Origin of the sequence: Paraburkholderia acidiphila (assembly GCF_009789655.1) — a bacterium.
In the GTDB taxonomy this organism is placed as follows: Bacteria; Pseudomonadota; Gammaproteobacteria; order Burkholderiales; family Burkholderiaceae; genus Paraburkholderia; species Paraburkholderia acidiphila.
This window is the reverse complement of record NZ_CP046910.1, coordinates 1,749,592-1,769,558: the sequence shown is the minus strand read 5'-3', so window position 1 is coordinate 1,769,558 and position 19,967 is coordinate 1,749,592. Positions and strand designations below refer to the sequence as shown.

General features: G+C 63.8%; 20 protein-coding genes. 12 read left to right on the top strand and 8 right to left on the bottom strand.

Features of this window, described 5'->3' with window-relative positions:
• The first annotated feature begins 64 nt into the window (after positions 1–64).
• The gene (locus FAZ97_RS22405) at positions 65–667 is read left to right on the top strand and encodes a response regulator transcription factor (RefSeq protein WP_158760590.1); all 603 of its coding nucleotides are present in this window, start codon (positions 65–67) and stop codon (positions 665–667) included.
• A gap of 100 nt (positions 668–767) precedes the next feature.
• On the opposite strand, the gene acnA is transcribed toward FAZ97_RS22405, so the two are convergent.
• From acnA to FAZ97_RS22380, 5 genes are all read right to left on the bottom strand, one after another.
• The gene (gene acnA / locus FAZ97_RS22400) at positions 768–3,485 is read right to left on the bottom strand and encodes an aconitate hydratase AcnA (RefSeq protein WP_158760589.1); all 2,718 of its coding nucleotides are present in this window, start codon (positions 3,483–3,485) and stop codon (positions 768–770) included.
• 76 nt (positions 3,486–3,561) lie between these two features.
• On the bottom strand, positions 3,562–5,013 hold the full coding sequence (locus tag FAZ97_RS22395; protein ID WP_158760588.1) for a bifunctional 2-methylcitrate dehydratase/aconitate hydratase: 1,452 nt from the start codon (positions 5,011–5,013) through the stop codon (positions 3,562–3,564).
• A gap of 21 nt (positions 5,014–5,034) precedes the next feature.
• On the bottom strand, positions 5,035–5,559 hold the full coding sequence (locus FAZ97_RS22390; protein WP_158760587.1) for a hypothetical protein: 525 nt from the start codon (positions 5,557–5,559) through the stop codon (positions 5,035–5,037).
• A gap of 287 nt (positions 5,560–5,846) precedes the next feature.
• Positions 5,847–6,890, bottom strand: a complete 1,044-nt coding sequence (locus FAZ97_RS22385; RefSeq protein ID WP_158760586.1) for an HpcH/HpaI aldolase/citrate lyase family protein — start codon at positions 6,888–6,890, stop codon at positions 5,847–5,849.
• A gap of 207 nt (positions 6,891–7,097) precedes the next feature.
• Positions 7,098–8,084, bottom strand: coding sequence for a malate dehydrogenase (locus tag FAZ97_RS22380; RefSeq protein WP_158760585.1), 987 nt, complete (start codon positions 8,082–8,084; stop codon positions 7,098–7,100).
• 601 nt (positions 8,085–8,685) lie between these two features.
• On the opposite strand from FAZ97_RS22380, the gene FAZ97_RS22375 reads away from it, so the two are divergent.
• The 7 genes from FAZ97_RS22375 (at position 8,686) to gltA (ending at position 14,603) form a co-directional block, all read left to right on the top strand.
• Entirely contained in the window at positions 8,686–9,483 is a 798-nt protein-coding gene (locus tag FAZ97_RS22375) for a GntR family transcriptional regulator (RefSeq protein ID WP_158760584.1), read from the top strand.
• A 147-nt stretch (positions 9,484–9,630) separates the two neighbouring features.
• Positions 9,631–10,047 (top strand): succinate dehydrogenase, cytochrome b556 subunit, encoded by a 417-nt coding sequence (gene sdhC, locus FAZ97_RS22370; RefSeq protein WP_158760583.1) that lies wholly within the window; start codon positions 9,631–9,633, stop codon positions 10,045–10,047.
• 3 nt (positions 10,048–10,050) lie between these two features.
• Positions 10,051–10,419, top strand: coding sequence for a succinate dehydrogenase, hydrophobic membrane anchor protein (sdhD, locus tag FAZ97_RS22365; RefSeq protein WP_158760582.1), 369 nt, complete (start codon positions 10,051–10,053; stop codon positions 10,417–10,419).
• Positions 10,420–10,423: 4 nt separating this feature from the next.
• On the top strand, positions 10,424–12,199 hold the full coding sequence (gene sdhA, locus FAZ97_RS22360; protein WP_158760581.1) for a succinate dehydrogenase flavoprotein subunit: 1,776 nt from the start codon (positions 10,424–10,426) through the stop codon (positions 12,197–12,199).
• Between the two features lie 28 nt (positions 12,200–12,227).
• Positions 12,228–12,929: a succinate dehydrogenase iron-sulfur subunit gene (locus tag FAZ97_RS22355; RefSeq protein ID WP_158760580.1), complete on the top strand. Its 702-nt coding sequence runs from the start codon at positions 12,228–12,230 to the stop codon at positions 12,927–12,929.
• Between the two features lie 15 nt (positions 12,930–12,944).
• Complete coding sequence (locus FAZ97_RS22350; protein ID WP_028202905.1) at positions 12,945–13,211, top strand: FAD assembly factor SdhE; 267 nt, start codon at positions 12,945–12,947, stop codon at positions 13,209–13,211.
• Between the two features lie 90 nt (positions 13,212–13,301).
• Positions 13,302–14,603 carry a citrate synthase gene (gltA, locus tag FAZ97_RS22345; protein WP_158760579.1) on the top strand — a complete coding sequence of 434 codons (1,302 nt, stop codon included), beginning with the start codon at positions 13,302–13,304 and terminating at the stop codon, positions 14,601–14,603.
• A gap of 106 nt (positions 14,604–14,709) precedes the next feature.
• Here the strand turns inward: gltA and FAZ97_RS22340 are convergent, their stop codons facing one another.
• Positions 14,710–15,174, bottom strand: a complete 465-nt coding sequence (locus FAZ97_RS22340; RefSeq protein ID WP_158760578.1) for a VOC family protein — start codon at positions 15,172–15,174, stop codon at positions 14,710–14,712.
• Positions 15,175–15,352: 178 nt separating this feature from the next.
• On the opposite strand from FAZ97_RS22340, the gene FAZ97_RS22335 reads away from it, so the two are divergent.
• The 4 genes from FAZ97_RS22335 (at position 15,353) to FAZ97_RS22320 (ending at position 19,018) form a co-directional block, all read left to right on the top strand.
• Positions 15,353–16,201 carry an alpha/beta fold hydrolase gene (locus tag FAZ97_RS22335; RefSeq protein ID WP_158760577.1) on the top strand — a complete coding sequence of 283 codons (849 nt, stop codon included), beginning with the start codon at positions 15,353–15,355 and terminating at the stop codon, positions 16,199–16,201.
• A gap of 235 nt (positions 16,202–16,436) precedes the next feature.
• Entirely contained in the window at positions 16,437–16,919 is a 483-nt protein-coding gene (locus tag FAZ97_RS22330; protein WP_158760576.1) for a hypothetical protein, read from the top strand.
• A 72-nt stretch (positions 16,920–16,991) separates the two neighbouring features.
• Entirely contained in the window at positions 16,992–18,320 is a 1,329-nt protein-coding gene (locus FAZ97_RS22325; RefSeq protein ID WP_158760575.1) for a sensor histidine kinase, read from the top strand.
• Positions 18,321–18,361: 41 nt separating this feature from the next.
• Complete coding sequence (locus FAZ97_RS22320) at positions 18,362–19,018, top strand: response regulator transcription factor (protein WP_158760574.1); 657 nt, start codon at positions 18,362–18,364, stop codon at positions 19,016–19,018.
• Positions 19,019–19,138: 120 nt separating this feature from the next.
• Here the strand turns inward: FAZ97_RS22320 and FAZ97_RS22315 are convergent, their stop codons facing one another.
• A complete protein-coding gene (locus tag FAZ97_RS22315; RefSeq protein ID WP_158760573.1) occupies positions 19,139–19,546 on the bottom strand; it encodes a tellurite resistance TerB family protein in 408 nt (135 codons plus the stop codon).
• Positions 19,547–19,600: 54 nt separating this feature from the next.
• Complete coding sequence (locus FAZ97_RS22310) at positions 19,601–19,894, bottom strand: TFIIB-type zinc ribbon-containing protein (protein WP_158760572.1); 294 nt, start codon at positions 19,892–19,894, stop codon at positions 19,601–19,603.
• Positions 19,895–19,967: the final 73 nt, after the last annotated feature.

Below are 19,967 nucleotides of genomic sequence, written 5' to 3'. Positions count from 1 at the left end.
CGTCGTTCAGTCTGTGAGATTCCCGCTGAAGGCTCAAATAAATAACTCCGCCATGGAACAAAAAATGAAACGCATCGTTGTCATCGACGACCATCCAATCGTGCTGAAGATGCTCGCCAACGTGCTGAATACCGAGCACGAACTGGTGGGAGAGTGCAGCGACGGCGAAGAGGGCCTGCGCCTCGTACAGGAATTGCATCCCGATCTCGTGATCCTCGACCTCGAGTTGCCGAAGCTCGACGGCCTTTCCGTCATCCGCGGCATTCGCGCCAAGCAGCCCGGCGCGCGCATTCTCGTGCTCTCCGCGAAGCCCGAGTTGGTCATGGCCAATCACACGCGTGTGGCCGGTGCAAACGGCTATGTCAACAAGAATCGCGGCGTCGAGGAGCTGTGCGGTGTGGTGAAGGCGGTGCTGCTCGGCTACGACTGCTTCCCGGCGGGCAGCTGCGGCGGCGGCCGCGACGTGGCGCTCAACGGGCTGTCGCCTCGCGAAGTCGAAGTGTTGCAGTACCTTGCGCGCGGCATGAGCAACAAGGGCATTGCGGGGCGGCTCGGGCTTTCAGATAAAACCGTCAGCACATATAAGACGCGCGTGCTGGACAAGCTCGGCGTGTCGTCGCTTGCGGCGTTGATCGAGTTTGCGACGTTGAACAAGCTGATCGAATAGCGCAGCGCGAAGCACAGCCGAAAAAAAAGCCCGACTTGCGTCGGGCTTCAAGTGTGACCGCACCCGTTGCCGGGCGCGGCACCTGCAAAAAACGGCTTGCTTACGCTGCGAGCAGCGAGCGCAGCACGAACGGCAGAATACCACCGTGCTTGTAGTAATCGACTTCGATCGGCGTGTCGATACGCAGCAGCACCTGCACGCGCTGATCCTTGCCGTCCTTGTGGTGGATCACGAGCGTCAGGTCCTGTTGCGGCTTGAAGTCGTCCGTCAGGCCTTCGATGTCGTACGTTTCTTCGCCCGTCAGGCCGAGCGACTGCACGCTGTCCGCGCCCTTGAACTGCAGCGGCAGAACGCCCATGCCGACCAGGTTCGAGCGGTGGATACGCTCGAAGCTGCGTGCGACCACGGCCTTCACGCCCAGCAGCTGCGTGCCCTTGGCTGCCCAGTCACGCGACGAACCCGTGCCGTACTCTTCGCCTGCGAACACCATCGTCGGCGTGCCGGCGTCGATGTACTTCATGGCGGCGTCGTAAATCGACAGCTGTTCGCCGCTCGGCTGGTGAATCGTCAGGCCGCCTTCCACGCGCGTGCCGTCGGCCTTCGCCGGGATCATCAGGTTCTTGATACGCACGTTGGCGAAGGTGCCGCGCATCATCACGTCGTGGTTGCCGCGGCGCGAGCCGTAGCTGTTGAAGTCGGCCTTTTGCACGCCGTTTTCCTTCAGCCACTTGCCTGCGGGCGAGTCTTCCTTGATCGAGCCAGCCGGGCTGATGTGGTCGGTCGTGACCGAGTCACCGAAAATGCCCAGTGCGCGCGCGCCCTTGATCTCCGGCACATCCGACGATGGCGTCATCGAAAAATCGCTGCCGAAGAACGGCGGCTCGGCGATGTAGGTCGACTTCGGCCAGTCGTAGACCTGACCCTCTTCGCCTTCGATCTTGCTCCACAGGTCGCCCTTCTTCGTGAGCTGGCTGTAGTTCTTCTGGAACGCTTCCGGGTCCAGCGCGAACTTGAGCAGCGCGTTGACTTCGTCGCTCGTCGGCCAGATGTCGCCGAGGTAGATGTCGCGGCCGCCCTTGCCCTTGCCAACCGGCTCCGTCATCAGGTCGCGCGTGATGTTGCCCGCGATCGCGTACGCGACGACCAGCGGCGGCGAGGCCAGGAAGTTCGCGCGGATGTTCGGGTGAATACGCGCTTCGAAGTTGCGGTTGCCCGAGAGCACCGCAGCCGCGACGACGTCGTTCTTGACGATCGACTCGTTCAGTTCGGGCGTGAGGTCGCCGGCGTTGCCGATACAGGTCGTGCAGCCGTAGGCCGCGAGTTCGAAGCCGAGCTTCGAGAGGTAGGGCAGCAGGCCCGTCTTCGTCAGGTACTCCGTGACGATGCGCGATCCCGGAGCCAGCGACGTCTTGATATGCGGCGCGACCGTCAGGCCCGCTTCCACGGCCTTCTTCGCGAGCAGACCGGCGGCCAGCAGCACGCTCGGGTTCGACGTGTTCGTGCACGACGTGATCGCGGCGATCAGCACGTCGCCGTTATGCAGCTTGACCTTCTCGCCCGCCGCATATTCGGCGGAGAGGTCGGCGGCCTTCTTGTTGAAGCCGTTTTCCGCGACCGGCTTCGAGAACAGGTCGGTGAAGGTCGACTTCACGTGGCCGATCTCGATACGGTCTTGCGGACGCTTCGGGCCGGCCAGCGACGGGGCGACCGTGCCGAGGTCGAGCGTGAGCGTCTTCGTGTAGTCGATGTCGCCGGCCTTCGGCACGCCGAAGAGATCCTGGGCCTTGAAGTAGTTCTCGAAGGCGTCGATTTCGGCTTGCGTGCGGCCCGTGCCCTTGAAGTAATCGATCGTCTTTTCGTCGACCGGGAAGAAGCCCATCGTCGCGCCGTATTCCGGCGCCATGTTGCCGATGGTCGCGCGGTCGGGCACACCGATCGAGGCCGTGCCTTCGCCGAAGAACTCGACGAACTTGCCGACGACCTTTTCCTTGCGGAGCATTTCGGTAATGGTCAGCACGAGGTCGGTGGCCGTGCAGCCTTCGCGCAGCTTGCCCTTCAGCTCGACGCCGACGACGTCCGGCGTGAGGAAGTACACCGGCTGGCCGAGCATGCCGGCTTCCGCTTCGATGCCGCCCACGCCCCAGCCCACCACGCCGATGCCGTTGATCATCGTGGTGTGGCTGTCGGTGCCGACGAGCGTGTCCGGGTAGTAGACGGTGTCGCCGCCTTCAGCCTTTTTGTGCACGCCGCGTGCGAGGTATTCCAGGTTGACCTGGTGGACGATGCCGATGCCCGGCGGCACGACCTTGAACGTGTCGAACGCCTGCATGCCCCACTTCATGAACTGGTAGCGCTCGTTGTTGCGCTGGAATTCCAGCTTCATGTTCAGGTCGAGCGCGTCCTTCTGGCGGAAGTAGTCGATCTGCACCGAGTGGTCGACGACGAGATCCACCGGCACGAGCGGCTCGATGACCTTCGGGTCCTTGCCGACCTGCTTGGCCACGCCGCGCATGGCGGCGATGTCGGCGAGCAGCGGCACGCCGGTGAAGTCCTGCAGCACGACGCGGGCGACGACAAACGGGATTTCGTCGACGCGCGAGGCGTTCGGCTTCCAGTTCGCGAGTTGCTCGATGTGCTCTTCCGCGATCTTCTTGCCGTCGTAGTTACGCAGCACAGACTCGAGCACCAGACGGATCGAGACCGGCAGGCGGTTGATCTTCACACCGAGCTGCTTGCCGAGATGCGGCAGCGAGTAGAACTTGCCTTTGCCGGAACCGCTGTCGAAATCTTTTAGCGTTTTGTGGAGATTGTGGGCCATAGTGTTTTCCTTCGTTTAATCGCGGAAATAACGCTTACTGCTCGTTTGCTGCTGTCACGGATACCTGCCTGATTGCTCAGATCACATACATGTCGACGTACTCGTTGACGGGCAGGGCGCACAGCCGTGCTTCGTCGAGCGAGACATCGAGAATCGCCTGCTGCTGCTTCGCGGGGAAGCGGCGCGCGAGGTTGATTCGAAACTTCTCGATCAAAAGCGGAATGCCTGCTTCGCGGCGCCGCTTGTGACCGATCGGGTACTCCACGACGACTTCGTCGAGCGTCGTGCCGTCGCTTAGCGCTATGGTGAGCGCATTTGCGATCGAACGCTTGTCCGGGTCGTGATAATCCTTTGTGAATTGCGGGTCTTCCACGCATACCGTTTTTGCGCGCAGGGCGTCGATACGCGGGTCGCTCGCGACTTCGTCTTCGTAGTCGGCGGCGGTCAGACGCCCGAAGATCAGCGGCACGGCGACCATGTACTGGATACAGTGATCGCGGTCGGCCGGGTTGGCAAGCGGGCCGCTCTTGTCGATGATGCGGATCGCCGCTTCATGCGTGCGAATGGTGATGCGCTCGATGTCCTCAACCGTCTTGCCGCGTTGCGCGAGCACGCCGTGCAGCGTCATCGCGGCTTCGGCCGCGGTCTGCGCGTGGAATTCAGCGGGGAACGAAATCTTGAACAGCACGTTTTCCATTACGTACGTGCCGTAGGGGCGCTGAAATCTGAACGGCTGTCCCTTGAACGAGACATCGTAGAAGCCCCACGTTTTCGCCGTGAGCGCCGAGGGATAGCCCATCTCGCCGGTTTTCGCCATGAGCGCGAGGCGCACGGCGCGTGAGGTGGCGTCGCCTGCGGCCCACGACTTGCGCGAACCCGTATTGGGGGCGTGGCGGTAGGTGCGCAGCGACTGGCCGTCGACCATCGCGAGCGATACGGCGTTGATCAGTTCGTCGCGCGTGAGCCCGAGCAGCTGGCCGACCACGGCGGTCGAGGCGAGCTTCACGAGCAGCACATGGTCGAGACCGACCTGGTTGAACGAGTTCTCCAGCGCAACGCAGCCCTGGATCTCGTGCGCCTTCACCATGCCTTCTAGCACGTGCTGCATGGTGATCGGTGATTTCCCCTGAGCGATGGCGGTGCGCGAGAGCCAGTCGGCGGTCGCGAGAATGCCGCCCAGGTTGTCCGACGGATGGCCCCATTCGGCGGCGAGCCACGTGTCGTTGAAGTCGAGCCAGCGGATCATCGCGCCGATGTTGAACGCGGCCTGAACCGGGTCGAGCTGGAATGACGTGCCCGGCACCTTCGCGCCGTGCGGGACGATCGTGCCCGGTACGATCGGTCCCAGCAGCTTGGTGCAGGCGGGGTAGGAGAGCGCCTCGAGTCCGCAGCCGAGGGTATCGATCAGGCAATGCCGGGCCGTGGTCAGCGCGAGCGCGCTGTCTACCCGGAAGTTCAGCACGTAGTCGACGATATCGACCAGTACCGGGTCCGGCTGCGGCCTGACGTTGGAGATCGGTGCGGACATCGAGGCCTCCCTGGCCGATGCTTACTGGCCCGCTGCGCCGCTTGCCGGTGCGGCGCGGTTGGCCGGGTTCAGCGCGTTGGCCTGCGTCGGCGCCATGGCGCCTTGCTGCATGGCAACGGTCTTGCACTCGTCGGCGAGGCGCGAGCTGTCCTTGTCCGAGAACAGCATGGCCTTCGTCGGGATCACGACGAGGTCGAGGCCGGTGGCGGCGTCGTGGAAGCGGTCGGCGCCCGTGGTCGTGACCTGGCGCGGCAGGTTGTAGTTCTTGTTCGCCCAGTGAACGGTGACGATCTGGTCACGCGCCATGTCGCCCTTCAGGTCGAATTGAGCGCCTTCAGCGCAGCTCCAGTGCTCCGAGCCTTCCGGAACCGGATCGACCTTCGCTTCCTTGGCCGGATTGGCCTTGCGCTTGATGATGCGATGCTTCGGAGCCGGCTTCTTGGCAGTGGTCGTCGACGACGTGCCTTGTGCGGCGGCGTCGGTGGCGGCCAGCATCAGCGTCGAGGACAGCGTGCCGATGACAGCGGCGATCAGCAGTTTCTTCATGAGTGTCAAACCTTTATCTATCTAAAAGCGGTTGATCAGTGCGCGGTTGAACAGGCAACCGCCGTTTGCACTGCGCGCGCCCCGAAAGCGCGCAGCGGACGCTATTTTCACCTATTTATCGCCATGAACTTCAATTTCTCCGGCCCGGTGTTGTTTGCGTCTTGGTTCGCTAGTAACTGGCTGTAACTGTCCGTGACTGCTGTGGCTGCGCTATGCGGCGCGAGAGCCGTGTTGTTCACCTGGCGCAATACGTTGAAAACGTTTTCTGCGCCCGTTCGTGGCGTGCATCAGGCCGACTCCCCAGTCAACTCGTCCGGCGTATCGGCGCCCGGCGTATCGATGCCCGACTCGAACAGCGGTGCCGCTTCTGCCGGCACGGCGCGGCCCGTGGCGCGCGCGCGGCGCAGCACGGACCAGTAGTAGCGGTAGCTCGCGCGGTCGTGCAGCGTGTCGCCGTGGCGTGTCGGACCCCATTGCGCATGCTGCGCGGCCAGCAGGATTTCGGCGGCCAGCGTGATTTCTTCGTCGCGCGGCGCGAAAGCGGCCACGATCGCCGGAATTTGCGCCGGGTGAATGCTCCACATGCGCGTGTAGCCGAACTCGTTTCGCGCGCGGCGCGCGTCGTTCGCGACCACTTCCATGTCGCGCACTTCCGTGCTCACGTTATGCGACGGCACGCGGCCGAAAGCGTGACACGCGGCCGCGATTTCGAGCTTCGCGCGGCGCACGAGCGGGTGGTCGAACTGGCCTGGCGAGCGCATGGCCGTGTCGGGAATCGCGCCGTCGTGCGCGGAGACGAAGTCCATCAGGCCGAAGCTCAGCGACTCGACGCCGCGCAGCGCGGCGAGGTCGAACACGCGCGCAAGCGCGCCATGCGTTTCGACGAGCAACTGAACGGGAATGGGCTTGGCGATGCCCATCTCGACGCGCGTGGCTTCGATGAACGCCGTCATTTCGGCGGCGTCGCCCACGGCGCGGATCTTCGGCAGCGTGATGAAGGCAGGCGCGCGTTTGGCGGCGCGCAGGATCATGCGCACGTCGTCGCGCCAATGCGGGTGATGGAAATCGTGGATGCGCACGCCGACGCGGCCAAAACGGTCGTGTTCGCTGCCGATGAGCGACGCCACGAGTTCGGCGTGTTCGGCCTCGCGGCCTACCTGCGCGCCGTCTTCGCAGTCGAGCGTGATGTCGAATACCGGGCCCAACTGCTGCTGCAGCGCGAGCGATTTGAGCATCAGCTTCTCACTGCCCGCGTAGTGGTCGCATGCGGGCAGGATGGCAGGCGGCGCTTCGCCGTCAAACAGCACTTCGGCTGGGAGCATGGCGCGCATCTTCGGCGTCGGGAGTCGAGTTTTGTAGGAGATACCGGATTCGGATGCGTCCTGCCAGCAAGGCGCATGCGGATCGGGTGGGCCGCGTAGGTGGGGCCGCCTAGGGGCCGCGCATGGCGGTCCGCGTAGGGCGGCGGAGCTTGCCCCGCGCGCCCATAAAGCAGAACGGAACGGGCGTAGATCGCGCGTTCCGTTCGTCCAGCAGGCTTACTTGCCGAGCAGGTGAGCCACGCCTTCGCGCTCTTCGAGCAGTTCGTTCAGCGTGCCGTCCATCTTCTCGCGCGAGAACGCGTCGATTTCGAGGCCTTCCACGCGCTTGTACTCGCCGTTTTCGCAGGTCACCGGCACGCCGTAGATGATGTCTTCGGGGATGCCGTACGAGCCGTCCGACGGAATGCCCATCGTGACCCACTTGCCGTTCGTGCCGAGCACCCAGTCACGCACGTGGTCGATCGCGGCGTTGGCGGCCGAAGCTGCCGACGAGAGGCCGCGCGCTTCGATGATCGCCGCGCCGCGCTTGCCGACCGTCGGGATGAACGTGTCGCGGTTCCACACGTCGTCGTTGATCAGCGCGTTGAGCGACTGGCCGTCGACCGTGGCGAAACGGAAGTCGGGGTACATCGTCGGCGAGTGGTTGCCCCACACTGCGAGCTTCTCGATCGAAGCGACCGGCTTGCCCGACTTGGCGGCCAGTTGCGAGAGCGCGCGGTTGTGGTCCAGACGCAGCATGGCGGTGAAGTTCTTCTTCGGCAGGTCCGGAGCCGACTTCATGGCGATGTAGGCGTTCGTGTTGGCCGGGTTGCCGACGACCAGCACCTTCACGTCGCGGCTGGCGACGTCGTTCAGCGCCTTGCCCTGAACCGTGAAGATTTCGGCGTTGGCCGAGAGCAGATCCTTGCGCTCCATGCCCTTCGAGCGCGGACGTGCGCCAACCAGCAGGGCGACGTCGGCGTCCTTGAACGCGACCTTCGGGTCGTCGGTGATGACCACGCCCGCGAGCAGCGGGAATGCGCAGTCGTCCAGTTCCATCACGACGCCCTTGACGGCGGCTTGCGCTTGCGGAAGGTCAAGCAGTTGCAGGATGACGGGCTGATCCTTGCCGAGCAGGTCGCCATTCGCAATGCGGAACAGCAGGGAGTAAGCGATCTGACCTGCGGCGCCGGTGACGGCAACGCGCTTTGCGGGCTTAGCCATTGAAAATCTCCAGGATGATGCGTTAGACGCCAGGGTAAAACGCCATTCTATATGCGCGATACACGAAGCGTAGGTGAAACCGGCGGTCTTTCTCGCTGGCGTGCGCGCTTCACTGGAACAACAATGACTGACAAGCCGTGACGCGTGCGCCGCCGGCGCGGACCGCCGTGCCGGTAACCTGTGCAACATGGCAAGAGGTGAACGGGGCGCCCTTCGAGGGACGCCAGACGCTGGCCGCTTCGCGTGTGCCGACTCCTGCAACAGCTCGCTCGGGCTCTCCCACAGGCGCGCGGCGCGCGATGATTCAGGCGTGCCGGCTGGGCGGATGAAACCTCTACTGCGTTTACTGCGTGAGGGAACAGCATCGTGCAAGGCGGCTCGCGGCGCTTTCGCCACGAGGTGGATGCAGCCGGCGGCTCCTCTTCGTCATGCCGGTTTCATGTCCTGAAATTAGCATGCAGCCTGCCCGCAAACCCTTGCTCGATCGGGAGTGTAGGAGTCGACAGGGTCAAAGTCAACAGTATCTTATGTCTTATATAAGACATAACTATTGCAGGCAAAATGCTTGATGCGTGGGGGGCTTTATGTTGAAATGCGCGCCATGAGTGCAAACCCGGCCAGCAACGCGAATTCCACCGCTCCAGAGAGCGGGGTTCCAGCGTCTGCGCCCGCGGTTCCGCCGTCCCCGACCTTCAGTCCGCTGTACCAGCAGATCAAGGGGCTCATTACCCAGAGCCTCGAGTCCGGCGAATGGAAGCCCGGCGAAATCATCCCCAGCGAAGTCGAACTGGCCGCCCGTTACAAGGTGAGCCAGGGGACCGTGCGCAAGGCGATCGACGAGTTGGCTGCCGACAACCTGCTGGTGCGCCGTCAGGGCAAGGGTACATTTGTTGCAACGCACAACGAAGAGCGCGCCCAGTTTCGCTTCTTGAGGTTACTCGCCGATGACGGCGCGGAGCACCCGCACGTGAGCAAGCTGCTCGAGTGCCGGCGCCTGCGTGCCTCCGCCGAGATCGCGCGCCAGCTCGACCTCAAGCCCTCGGACCCGGTGGTGCTGATCCGGCGTCTCTTGCAGTTCGATGGCGAGAGCACCGTGCTCGACGAGATCTGGCTGCCCGGCGGCGTGTTCCGCGGGCTCACGAGCGAGCGCCTCGCCGACTACAAAGGCCCGCTCTACGCCATGTTCGAGGCGGAGTTCGGCACGCGCATGATTCGCGCGACCGAGAAGATCCGCGCCGTGGCCGCGGAGCCTACGGTGGCCGATCTGCTCAAGGTGCCCGCAGGTTTCCCTTTGCTATCGGTCGAGCGGGTGTCCTATACCTATGGAGACCGGCCGGTCGAGGTACGCCGCGGATGGTATGTCACAACCGGGTACTACTATCAGAATGATTTGAGTTGACGGGCGAGCGCGAAATGCGCGGAGCCCTTCCCCACAGTGCCTTTGCTTGCGCGCACCACCGCCGTACCCGACGTGGATTTCGCTGCAGCGCGATATGAAAAGGCGCTAAAATTGCGAATTAGTGTTAACACATAGTAGGGGTCTAGCATGGCAGAAGCCGCAAAAAAACCGAGGCCGGAATACCGGAACATCGGGCTTGGGCAGATCTTGTTCGCATACCGCCTGCCGTTGGCAGGTCGTGTGTCGATCGGCCACCGCATCAGCGGTGTGCTCTTGTTCCTGTTCCTGCCTTTCATCTTGTTCCTGTTGGACCAGAGCCTCACTTCGGAGCTTAGCTTCGAGGTATTCAAGGGCTTCCTTTCCAACATCATCATCAAGCTCATCGTGCTGGTCCTCGGATGGGCGTTCCTGTTTCACTTCTGCGCTGGCGTGCGTCACCTGTGCATGGACTTCAACCATGGCCTCGTGAGCAAGGAAAAAGGCAAGTCGACCTCGCTCGTCGTCGTGATCATCTCCACGGTTCTCACGATCGCCTTTGCGGCAAAACTCTTCGGAGCGTTCTAAAAAATGTCGGCTAAAAACGGTATCGGTCCGAAGCGCCACGTCGTCGGCGCTCACTACGGCATTCGCGACTGGATCGCGCAACGCGCCACCGCCGTGATCATGGCGATCTACACGGTCGTGCTGCTCGTCCTGTTCTTCGGCGCGCACGACTTTTCGTATGACGGCTGGGCGTCGATCTTCTCCGCTGAATGGATGAAGCTCGCCACGTTCGTCACCCTGGTCGCGTTGTTCCTGCACGCCTGGGTTGGCGTGCGTGACATCTGGATGGACTACATCAAGCCGGTCGGCCTGCGCATCACGCTGGACGTCCTCACGATCGCATGGCTGCTGGGCAGCCTCGGCTACGCCGCTCAGATTCTCTGGAGAGTGTAAAAGAATGGCTGCAATCAAGAATTCACTGCCGCGTCGCAAGTTCGACGTGGTCATCGTCGGTGCTGGCGGCTCGGGGATGCGCGCTTCGCTGCAACTCGCGCGTGCCGGCCTGTCGGTTTGCGTGCTCTCGAAGGTGTTCCCCACGCGTTCGCACACGGTGGCGGCGCAGGGCGGCATCGGCGCCTCGCTCGGCAACATGAGCGAAGACAATTGGCACTATCACTTCTACGACACGATCAAGGGTTCCGACTGGCTCGGCGACCAGGACGCGATCGAGTTCATGTGCCGTGAAGCGCCGAACGCCGTGTACGAGCTCGAACACATGGGCATGCCGTTCGACCGTAACGCCGACGGCACGATCTACCAGCGCCCGTTCGGCGGCCACACGGCCAACTACGGCGAGAAGCCGGTTCAGCGCGCCTGTGCGGCTGCTGACCGTACCGGCCACGCGCTGCTGCACACGTTGTATCAGCAGAACGTCGCGGCGAAGACCACGTTCTTCGTCGAATGGATGGCGCTCGACCTGATCCGCGACGCCGAAGGCGACGTGCTCGGCGTGACCGCGCTCGAAATGGAAACGGGCGACGTCTATATCCTCGAAGGCAAGACCACGCTGTTCGCCACGGGCGGTGCAGGCCGGATCTTCGCGGCATCGACGAACGCGTTCATCAACACCGGTGACGGCCTTGGCATGGCGGCCCGTTCGGGCATCGCGCTGCAGGACATGGAGTTCTGGCAGTTCCACCCGACCGGCGTGGCCGGCGCGGGCGTGCTGATCACGGAAGGCGTGCGCGGCGAAGGCGGCATTCTGCGTAACTCGAACGGCGAGCGCTTCATGGAGCGTTACGCGCCGACCCTGAAGGACCTGGCGCCGCGCGACTTCGTTTCGCGTTCGATGGACCAGGAAATCAAGGAAGGCCGTGGCGTCGGTCCGCACAAGGACCACGTGCTGCTCGACCTCTCGCACATCGGCGCCGAGACGATCATGAAGCGTCTGCCGTCGATCCGCGAAATCGCGCTCAAGTTCGCGAACGTGGACTGCATCAAGGAGCCGATCCCGGTCGTGCCGACCATCCACTACCAGATGGGCGGCATCCCGACGAACATCAACGGCCAGGTCGTTGGCACGCCGAAGGGTCACGAAGAAGTCGTCAACGGCTTCTACGCCGTGGGCGAGTGCTCGTGCGTCTCGGTGCACGGCGCGAACCGCCTCGGCACGAACTCGCTGCTCGACCTCGTGGTGTTCGGCCGTGCGGCTGGTAACCACATCGTCAAGCACGTCAAGGAGCTCAAGGAGCACAAGCCGCTGCCGGCCGACGCCGCCGACTTCGCGCTCTCGCGCCTGGCCGAGCTCGACAAGTCGACCTCGGGCGAGTACGCACAGAGCGTCGCGAACGACATCCGCGGCTCGATGCAGAAGCACGCAGGCGTGTTCCGCACGTCGAAGCTGCTGGCGGACGGTGTGAAGGACATCGCGCAGATCGCTGAGCGCGCGAAGCACATCCACCTGAAGGACAAGTCGAAGGTGTTCAACACGGCGCGCGTGGAAGCGCTCGAAGTGGCGAACCTGGTCGAAGTTGCGCGCGCAACGATGGTTTCGGCTGAAGCCCGTAAGGAAAGCCGTGGTGCGCACGCACAGAGCGACTTCGAACACCGTGACGACGAAAACTGGCTGCGCCATACGCTCTGGTTCAGCGAAGGTGACCGACTCGATTACAAGCCGGTCCACATGAAACCGCTGACCGTCGAGTCCGTGCCGCCGAAGGCGCGTACGTTCTAAGGCACACGCCAGTCAAAAGGAATTGGAAATGGCCAAACGCATTTTTGAAGTCTATCGCTACGACCCGGACAAGGACGCAGCGCCGCGCATGCAAACGTACGAGCTGGAACTGACGCACGAGCGCATGCTGCTCGACGCGCTGGTCAAGCTCAAGGAAGTGGACGAGACGCTGTCGTTCCGCCGTTCGTGCCGTGAAGGCGTGTGCGGTTCGGACGCCATGAACATCAACGGCAAGAACGGTCTGGCGTGCCTCACGAACCTGAACGACCTGCCGGCGAAGATCGTGCTGCGTCCGCTGCCGGGCCTGCCCGTCGTGCGCGACCTGATTTGCGACTTCACGCAGTTCTTCAACCAGTACCACTCGATCAAGCCGTACCTGATCAACGACACGCCGCCGCCCGAGAAGGAGCGTCTGCAGTCGCCTGAGCAGCGTGACGAACTCGATGGCCTGTACGAGTGTATTCTGTGCGCAAGCTGCTCGACGTCGTGCCCGAGCTTCTGGTGGAACCCGGACAAGTTCGTCGGCCCGGCAGGTCTGCTGCAGGCTTACCGCTTCATCGCGGACAGCCGCGACGAAGCGACCGGCGAGCGCCTCGACAACCTCGAGGACCCGTACCGTCTGTTCCGTTGCCACACGATCATGAACTGCGTCGACGTTTGCCCGAAGGGCCTGAACCCGACGAAGGCGATCGGCAAGATCAAGGAACTGATGTTCCGCCGCGCGGTTTGATGTTGCTGTTCTGAAATGGAATCGCACCAGTCTGACCCCCATCGCCGCGCGCGCCTTCGCTGGCGCGCGCGGCGCGGCCTGCTCGAAAATGATCTGATTTTTGAGCGGTTTTTCGAGCGCTATGAGCATGAACTCAGCGACGCCGACGTGGGCGCTCTCACGCGCCTGCTCGAGCTGAGCGATAACGACCTGATGGACTTGCTGCTCGCGCGCAAGGAACCAGAAGGCGACCTTGCCGACCCGGACGTGAAGCGGGTGCTGGAGCTGCTTCGGAACGTCTGAGCGCGGCGGCGTCCGCAGTTGTTTTGCAGGCGCCGCGCCGGACGTACAAAACTATCGAATCCCGTGTTTATCTTCGATTGAGGATGTGCTATGACCCCGTCTGATGTAAAAGCCACGCTATCGTTCAGCGACAATTCGCCGAGCGTCGAACTGCCGATCTACAAGGGCACGATGGGCCCGGATGTGATCGACATCCGCAAACTGTACGGTCAGACCGGCAAGTTCACGTATGACCCGGGCTTCATGTCGACGGCGTCGTGCAACTCGGCGATCACGTACATCGACGGGGACAAGGGCGAACTGCTGTACCGCGGCTACCCGATCGACAACCTCGCGCAAAACGCCGACTTCCTCGAAACCTGCTACCTGCTGTACCGCGGCGAACTGCCGAACGCAGCGCAGAAGGAAGAGTTCGTGAAGACCGTCACGCAGCACACGATGGTTCACGAGCAAATGCAGTTCTTCTTCCGCGGTTTCCGCCGCGACGCGCACCCGATGGCGATTCTCGTCGCCGCAGTCGGCGCGCTGTCGGCGTTCTATCACGACTCGCTCGACATCAATAACCCGAAGCATCGCGAAGTTTCGGCGATCCGCATGATCGCGAAGCTGCCGACGCTCGTCGCCATGGCGTACAAGTACTCGATCGGCCAGCCGTTCGTGTACCCGCAGAACAATCTGTCGTACAGCGCGAACTTCATGCGCATGATGTTCTCGAACCCGTGCGAAGAGTACAAGGTCAACGACGTGCTCGTGCGCGCGCTCGACCGTATCCTCATCCTGCACGCCGACCACGAGCAGAACGCCTCGACGTCTACTGTGCGTCTGGCTGGCTCGTCGGGCGCGAACCCGTTCGCGTGTATCGCGGCCGGTATCGCTTGTCTGTGGGGCCCGGCGCACGGTGGTGCGAACGAAGCCGCACTGAACATGCTGGAAGAAATCGGTTCGCCGGACAAGATTCCTGAGTTCATCAAGCAAGTGAAGGACAAGAACTCGGGCGTGAAGCTGATGGGCTTCGGTCACCGCGTGTACAAGAACTACGACCCGCGTGCGAAGCTCATGCGCGAGACGTGCTACGAAGTGCTGAACGAACTCGGCCTGCACGACGATCCGCTCTTCAAGCTCGCCATGCAGCTCGAAAAGATCGCGCTGGAAGACGAATACTTCGTGTCGCGCAAGCTGTACCCGAACGTCGACTTCTACTCGGGTATCGTGCAGCGCGCGCTGGGCATCCCGACCTCGATGTTCACGTGTATCTTCGCGATGGCGCGTACGGTGGGCTGGATCGCGCAATGGAACGAAATGATCGCCGACCCCGAGCAGAAGATCGGCCGTCCGCGTCAGCTGTTCATCGGCGAAACGCCGCGCGAAGCGAAGCCGATCGCGCAACGCTAAGCCATTTCGCATTGCGCGCGCTGCGCGCAAGCGGTGATGAAAACGCCCCGACGGGTTGTCACTCGTCGGGGCGTTTTTCTTTCTCGCGCGAGGCGAATCGGCGCGCTCAAACCCAGCCATCGATCTTCAGCCCGCTGGCCTGTTCCGCCTCTTCGCGCGTGACCTCGCGCACAGTCTCGCCAAAGCTCCATACATGGCCTTCAGGGTCGCATGCGGCGTAGACGCGATCGCCGTAGAACTGATCCGCCGGTTCGCGAATGATCTTTGCGCCCGCGGCGCGGGCGCGCTCGCAATGCGCGTCGAGACCGCTCTTCAACTGCACGTGCACCGACTGCGTGTTCTTGCCTTCCACTTCGGCGGGGCTCGTGTAGGGCATGCCGGGCCAGCCGCCACAAATCATCACGTAGCCGTCCCCAAAGCGCATTTCCGAGTGACCGAGCTTCCCGTCCGGCGACGTCACGACGAACTGGCGCTGGAAGCCGAACGCCTTTTCGAGCCAGTCGAGCGCGGCGAAAGGATCGCGGTAGTAGATGGCGGAGCCGAAGGCCGGTCGCGGTGAGGTGTTGCTCATGATCGTCTCCTGGGCAGTACGTATGACGAATCTAGCACCGGCGTGGTGCGATTGCGCGTAGCGCGCTCACGCGTGCGCGCCACGGGCGCACGGACATTACCTCCGACGTAATCGTCAGCGTGCACGGCATCGACGACCATGGTCCTCATCGGCCCCACAACCGCAAGGAGCGACGACCATGGCACGCGATACCCTCAATGCCCGCCAACCCGGCTTTATCCGCATCGACGACGACACGGCACTGCACTATCGCGACTGGGGCGATGGCGCGCCGCTCGTGTTCCTCTCCGGCTGGACGCTCAATGCCGACATGTGGAACTACCAGTGCGCGCCGCTCGCCGCCGCGGGCTTTCGCTGCGTGGCTTACGACCGCCGCGGGCACGGACGCTCGAGCGACCCTGGTCGCGGCTACGACTACGACACGCTCGCCGACGATCTCGAAGCCGTCCTCGACGCCCGAGGCCTGGCGCGCGTGACGCTGGTCAGCCATTCGTTCGGCAGCGGCGAGGTCGTCCGCTATTTGAGCCGCCACGGCTCGCGCCGCGTAGCGGGCATCGTGCTGGTTTCGCCGGCTTCTACCCCTTATTTGCTCAAGACTGCTGATAATCCCGGCGGGCTCGATGCGAGCCTCTTCGAAGCGTCGATCGAAGAGATGCTCACATCGTTTCCCGACTGGATCGACCGGCGCGCCGAAGCCTACTTCAGCCCAGGTACGTCGCACACGGTCATCCAGTGGACGGCCGACATGATGCTAGGCGCGTCGTTGTACGCAGCGGCGCAGTTGAGCCACGTGCAGATGGTCACTGACTTCCGCCGCGAACTTGCCGCGATCGACGTGGTGGCGCTCGTGCTGCATGGCGATTGCGATGCTTCGGCGCCGCTGGAGATGACGGGGCGTCCGACGGCAGCCGCGCTCGAACGCGCGACGCTGAAGGTCTACGAGGGCGGCACACACGGCATGTACTTCAACCATGCGGCGCGCGTGAACGAGGACATTCGCGCGTTCGTTACGCGGTGGCTGGCCTGACTCGCCGCATAAGGCGTATCGGCGGCGCCGAAACAAGCGGTAATCAGGGCAAGGGCCATGCCTGCCCCGAGAGTGCGCCAGGAAAGGAATAGTGCCGCCACGCCCCTCGTTTTGCAGATGACACGCCGGCGCCGATGCATTCGCGCGCCGCGTGCGAGGCGTACCGATGGAGTCTTCACGGCGCCGGCGCGCAACCCGCGCGCCACGAAGCCGGACCATCGCGAGGGGCGACATCATGCGCAAACTTCTCGCCTTCACTGTGCTAGCCTGCCTGCTGAGCGCCTGTACGACACCGGTTGCGTCGCAGCAGGCCGCGTATGGGTCCTACCCGCCGCCCGCGCCATGCCGCCCCGTGACCGGCACCGCCGAGATCGACGGCGCGCCGCAGCAGATCAGCGGCCTCGCGTGCCTGCAACCCGACGGCACATGGCAGATCATGCAGAGCGACGACACGCTCGTGTACCCGGTGGCCTGGCCCGACGCGTCGGCGTACTACGCGGGTCCGTGGTACGGCTGGTGGCCGCCGGTGTTCGTGGGCGGCTCGTTCGTGTTCGTCGATCACTTCCATCACTTTCATCACATGGATCATGTCTTCCCGGGCGGCCCGCATATGCATCCGGTGTCAGGCATGCATGGCGGCTTTCACGGCGGACACGGCGGCGTCTGGAGCGGTATGGGGCATGGCGGCGGCGGCATGGGCGGCGGCGGGCATCGTTGAACGCCGCCACGCAGCCGAACGCACGCCGCGAATCCTTTATGATGGAGCGCGCCTCCCAACCCGAGACGCTCCATGTTCTTCGCCGCGCATTCCCTGCATCGCCGCCTGAGCATTGCGATCGGCACGCTCGCGATCCTCGTCGGCGTGCTGGGCGCGCTCGGCACCTTCCTTGTCGTGCGCAGTCTCGCCGCCGAGTTCAACACGACGCTGCGCGACGCGGCCGCGCACGTGCAGACGGGCGTGCCGCATCGCGCGACGGAGCGCGGCGAACGCTCGCCCGCCGACGATTTCGTCGTGCAGATCTGGTCCGAGGGCGACGGCGACGCGCCACGCCGCACGAGCAACGCGAACGTCGCGCTGCCGCGCGCGCAAAGCGGCTTCTCGTCGATCGACTATGACGGCGAGGCGTGGGACGTGTTCGCGCTCGCCGCCGGCGACGAATACATTCAGGTGGCCGAATCGCGCAGCATGCGTAACCGCAACGCGTTGCGCGTGGCGTTCTGGAGCCTGCTGCCCGTGCTCGCGCTGCTGCCGCTGCTCGCGTTCACGATCGCCGTGACCGTGCGCGTTTCGCTGCGGCCGCTCGAGCGCATCGGGCACCGCGCCGCGAACGTCGATCTGCACGACCTCAAACCGCTCGAAGCCGCGCAGGCGCCCGTCGAATTGCGGCCTTTCGTCGAATCGATCAATCGCATGATCGAGCGCCTTTCCGTGCTCGTGAACGCCGAGCGCATGTTCATCGCCGACGCCGCGCACGAATTGCGTTCGCCGATTTCCGCCATGCAATTGCAGATCGACAATCTGCGCAATGCGCCGCCCGAACAGTACCCCGAGCGCTTCGAGGAGTTGCGGCGCGGCATCGTGCGCACGGGCGCGCTCGTCTCGCAGCTGCTCGGTCTTGCGCGTGCCGAAATCGGCAGTGCGCAACGCGTGCTGGCGGAGGTGTCGTTGCCGCAGATCGTCACCGATGCGCTGGCCGATCTGCTGCCGCTCGCCGACGCGCGCGCGGTCGATCTGGGTGTGACGCGCCTGGACGACGTGACGGTGCGCGCCACCGAAACCGATATGCGCGTGCTCGTGCGCAATCTCGTGGACAACGCGATCCGCTACAGCCAGCAAGGTGCGAACGTGGACGTGGCGGTGCGCCGCGAGGACAAAGGCGTTGTCATCGAGGTGACCGATAACGGGCCCGGCATTGCCGAGTCCGACTTGCCGCGCGTATTCGACCGCTTTTTTCGTGCAGGCGGTCATGATGCGCACGGAAGCGGTCTTGGCCTCGCCATTGCGCAGGCGGTGGCGCGGAGCTATCGCGGGCGCGTGACGCTCGCGAACCGGCGCGACGGACAAAGCGGCATCGTCGCGCGAATCGAGTTACCGCGCGAATCCGGCGCAAGCCGGTAAGGCAAAATCCCGGGAAGCATGCGAAACCAAGGACGGACACGATGCGCATTCTGCTGATCGAAGACGATCTGCTGATCGGGCCTGCGTTACTGCGCGCGTTGAAGGACGCGTCATACAGCGTCGACTGGGTGCGTACGGGCGAGAGCGGCCGCGCGGCGATTCGCGACGGCTCGTACACGGCAATCCTGCTCGACCTGGGTCTTTCCGACATGAGCGGGCTCGACGTGCTGCGTGGCCTGCGCGAGTCGCAGGACGCCACGCCGGTGCTCATCATCACCGCCCGCGACGACGTGGACACGCGCGTGGAGGGCCTCGATCTCGGCGCGGACGACTATCTCGTGAAGCCGTTCGAGAGCAAGGAACTGCTTGCGCGCATCCGCGCCGTGGTGCGGCGCAAGTCGGGCTTCGCTTCGCCGACCATGGGCAGCGGCCGCGTGACGCTCGACATGAACGCGCGGCGCCTCACGTTCGACGGCCAGTCCGACGACCTATCCGCGCGCGAGTACGCGCTCATGCTCGCGCTGCTCGAGCGGCCGGGCGCGATTCTGTCGCGTCAGCAGATCGAGGAGCGGCTTTATGGCTGGGGCGAGGAAGTGGAAAGCAATGCGGTGGATGCTGTGATCTACAGCGTGCGCCGCAAGTTTGGCCACGCGGTGATCCGCAACGTTCGCGGGCTCGGTTGGGCCGTTTGCACGTGAGCGCGGGAACGTTCGAATAAAAGAAGCGCGCAAGGCACTGCGCGCTGCAAAAAACCGCGGCGAGTGTGGAGCTCGCCGCGTGGCGCGTTGCGTGGGGGAAGGCACGCATCGCGCGCGAAGTTACGCCAGCAGGCGCTGCCAGGGTTCCTTCTGCCAGGCGCGGCTAAGCGAGGCGAGCAACGCGACTTCGTTTTCGGCGACGTGCCGGTCCGAATACACCGCGACATGGCAGAGATTCAGCACCTCGGCGCGCAGCGCGGGATCGTCGAGTTCGCGCATGATTTGCTGCATCACGTCGGAGTCGAGTTTGCAGGCGTCGCTCCAGTTCAGATGCGAGGTGGTCTGCAAGTCTTCGCACACGCCCTTGAGGATTTCGCCGAATTCGCCCGGCGCGAGGCCGAGCCGGTCGGCCAGGCGCGCGCGATGGACGGCTGCAAGCTCCTCGCTGCTCAGGTGGCCGTCCGCGAGCAGTGCGACGGCGACGATCCGGCCAGCGGCTTGCGGGCTGTTGCAGAGATAAGTACGCATGTTCAGGAATCCTCTTAAACGTGATGGCGATGGAACGATTGGCGCAGCCGTGGCTCAGTCGAAGATGTCCTGCAGCCACGACTTGCGGCGATGACCATTGCCGCTGTAGCTGTCGTGAGCGCGGCGCGGGGCGTAGTCGCCGTGTTGGGAGCCGTGCTTCGAACCGTGCTGGCGCAATGCCTGTGCGTCGTCTTCGTTGCGATAGTGCCGGTTGCCGCTGCGTTCGATCAGTCTGTCGAGTTCGCCTCGATCGAGCCAGACGCCGCGACACTGCGGGCAGTAGTCGAGTTCGACGCCCTGACGCTCTGCGAGCGAGAGGGTGACGTCAGGGCAGTTGGGGCATTTCATGATGCGCTCCGTGATGAGTGACAGGTCATCGAGGCCCTCGCCGTCTTGCGTGAAGGGCAGCGCGGCCTCGATG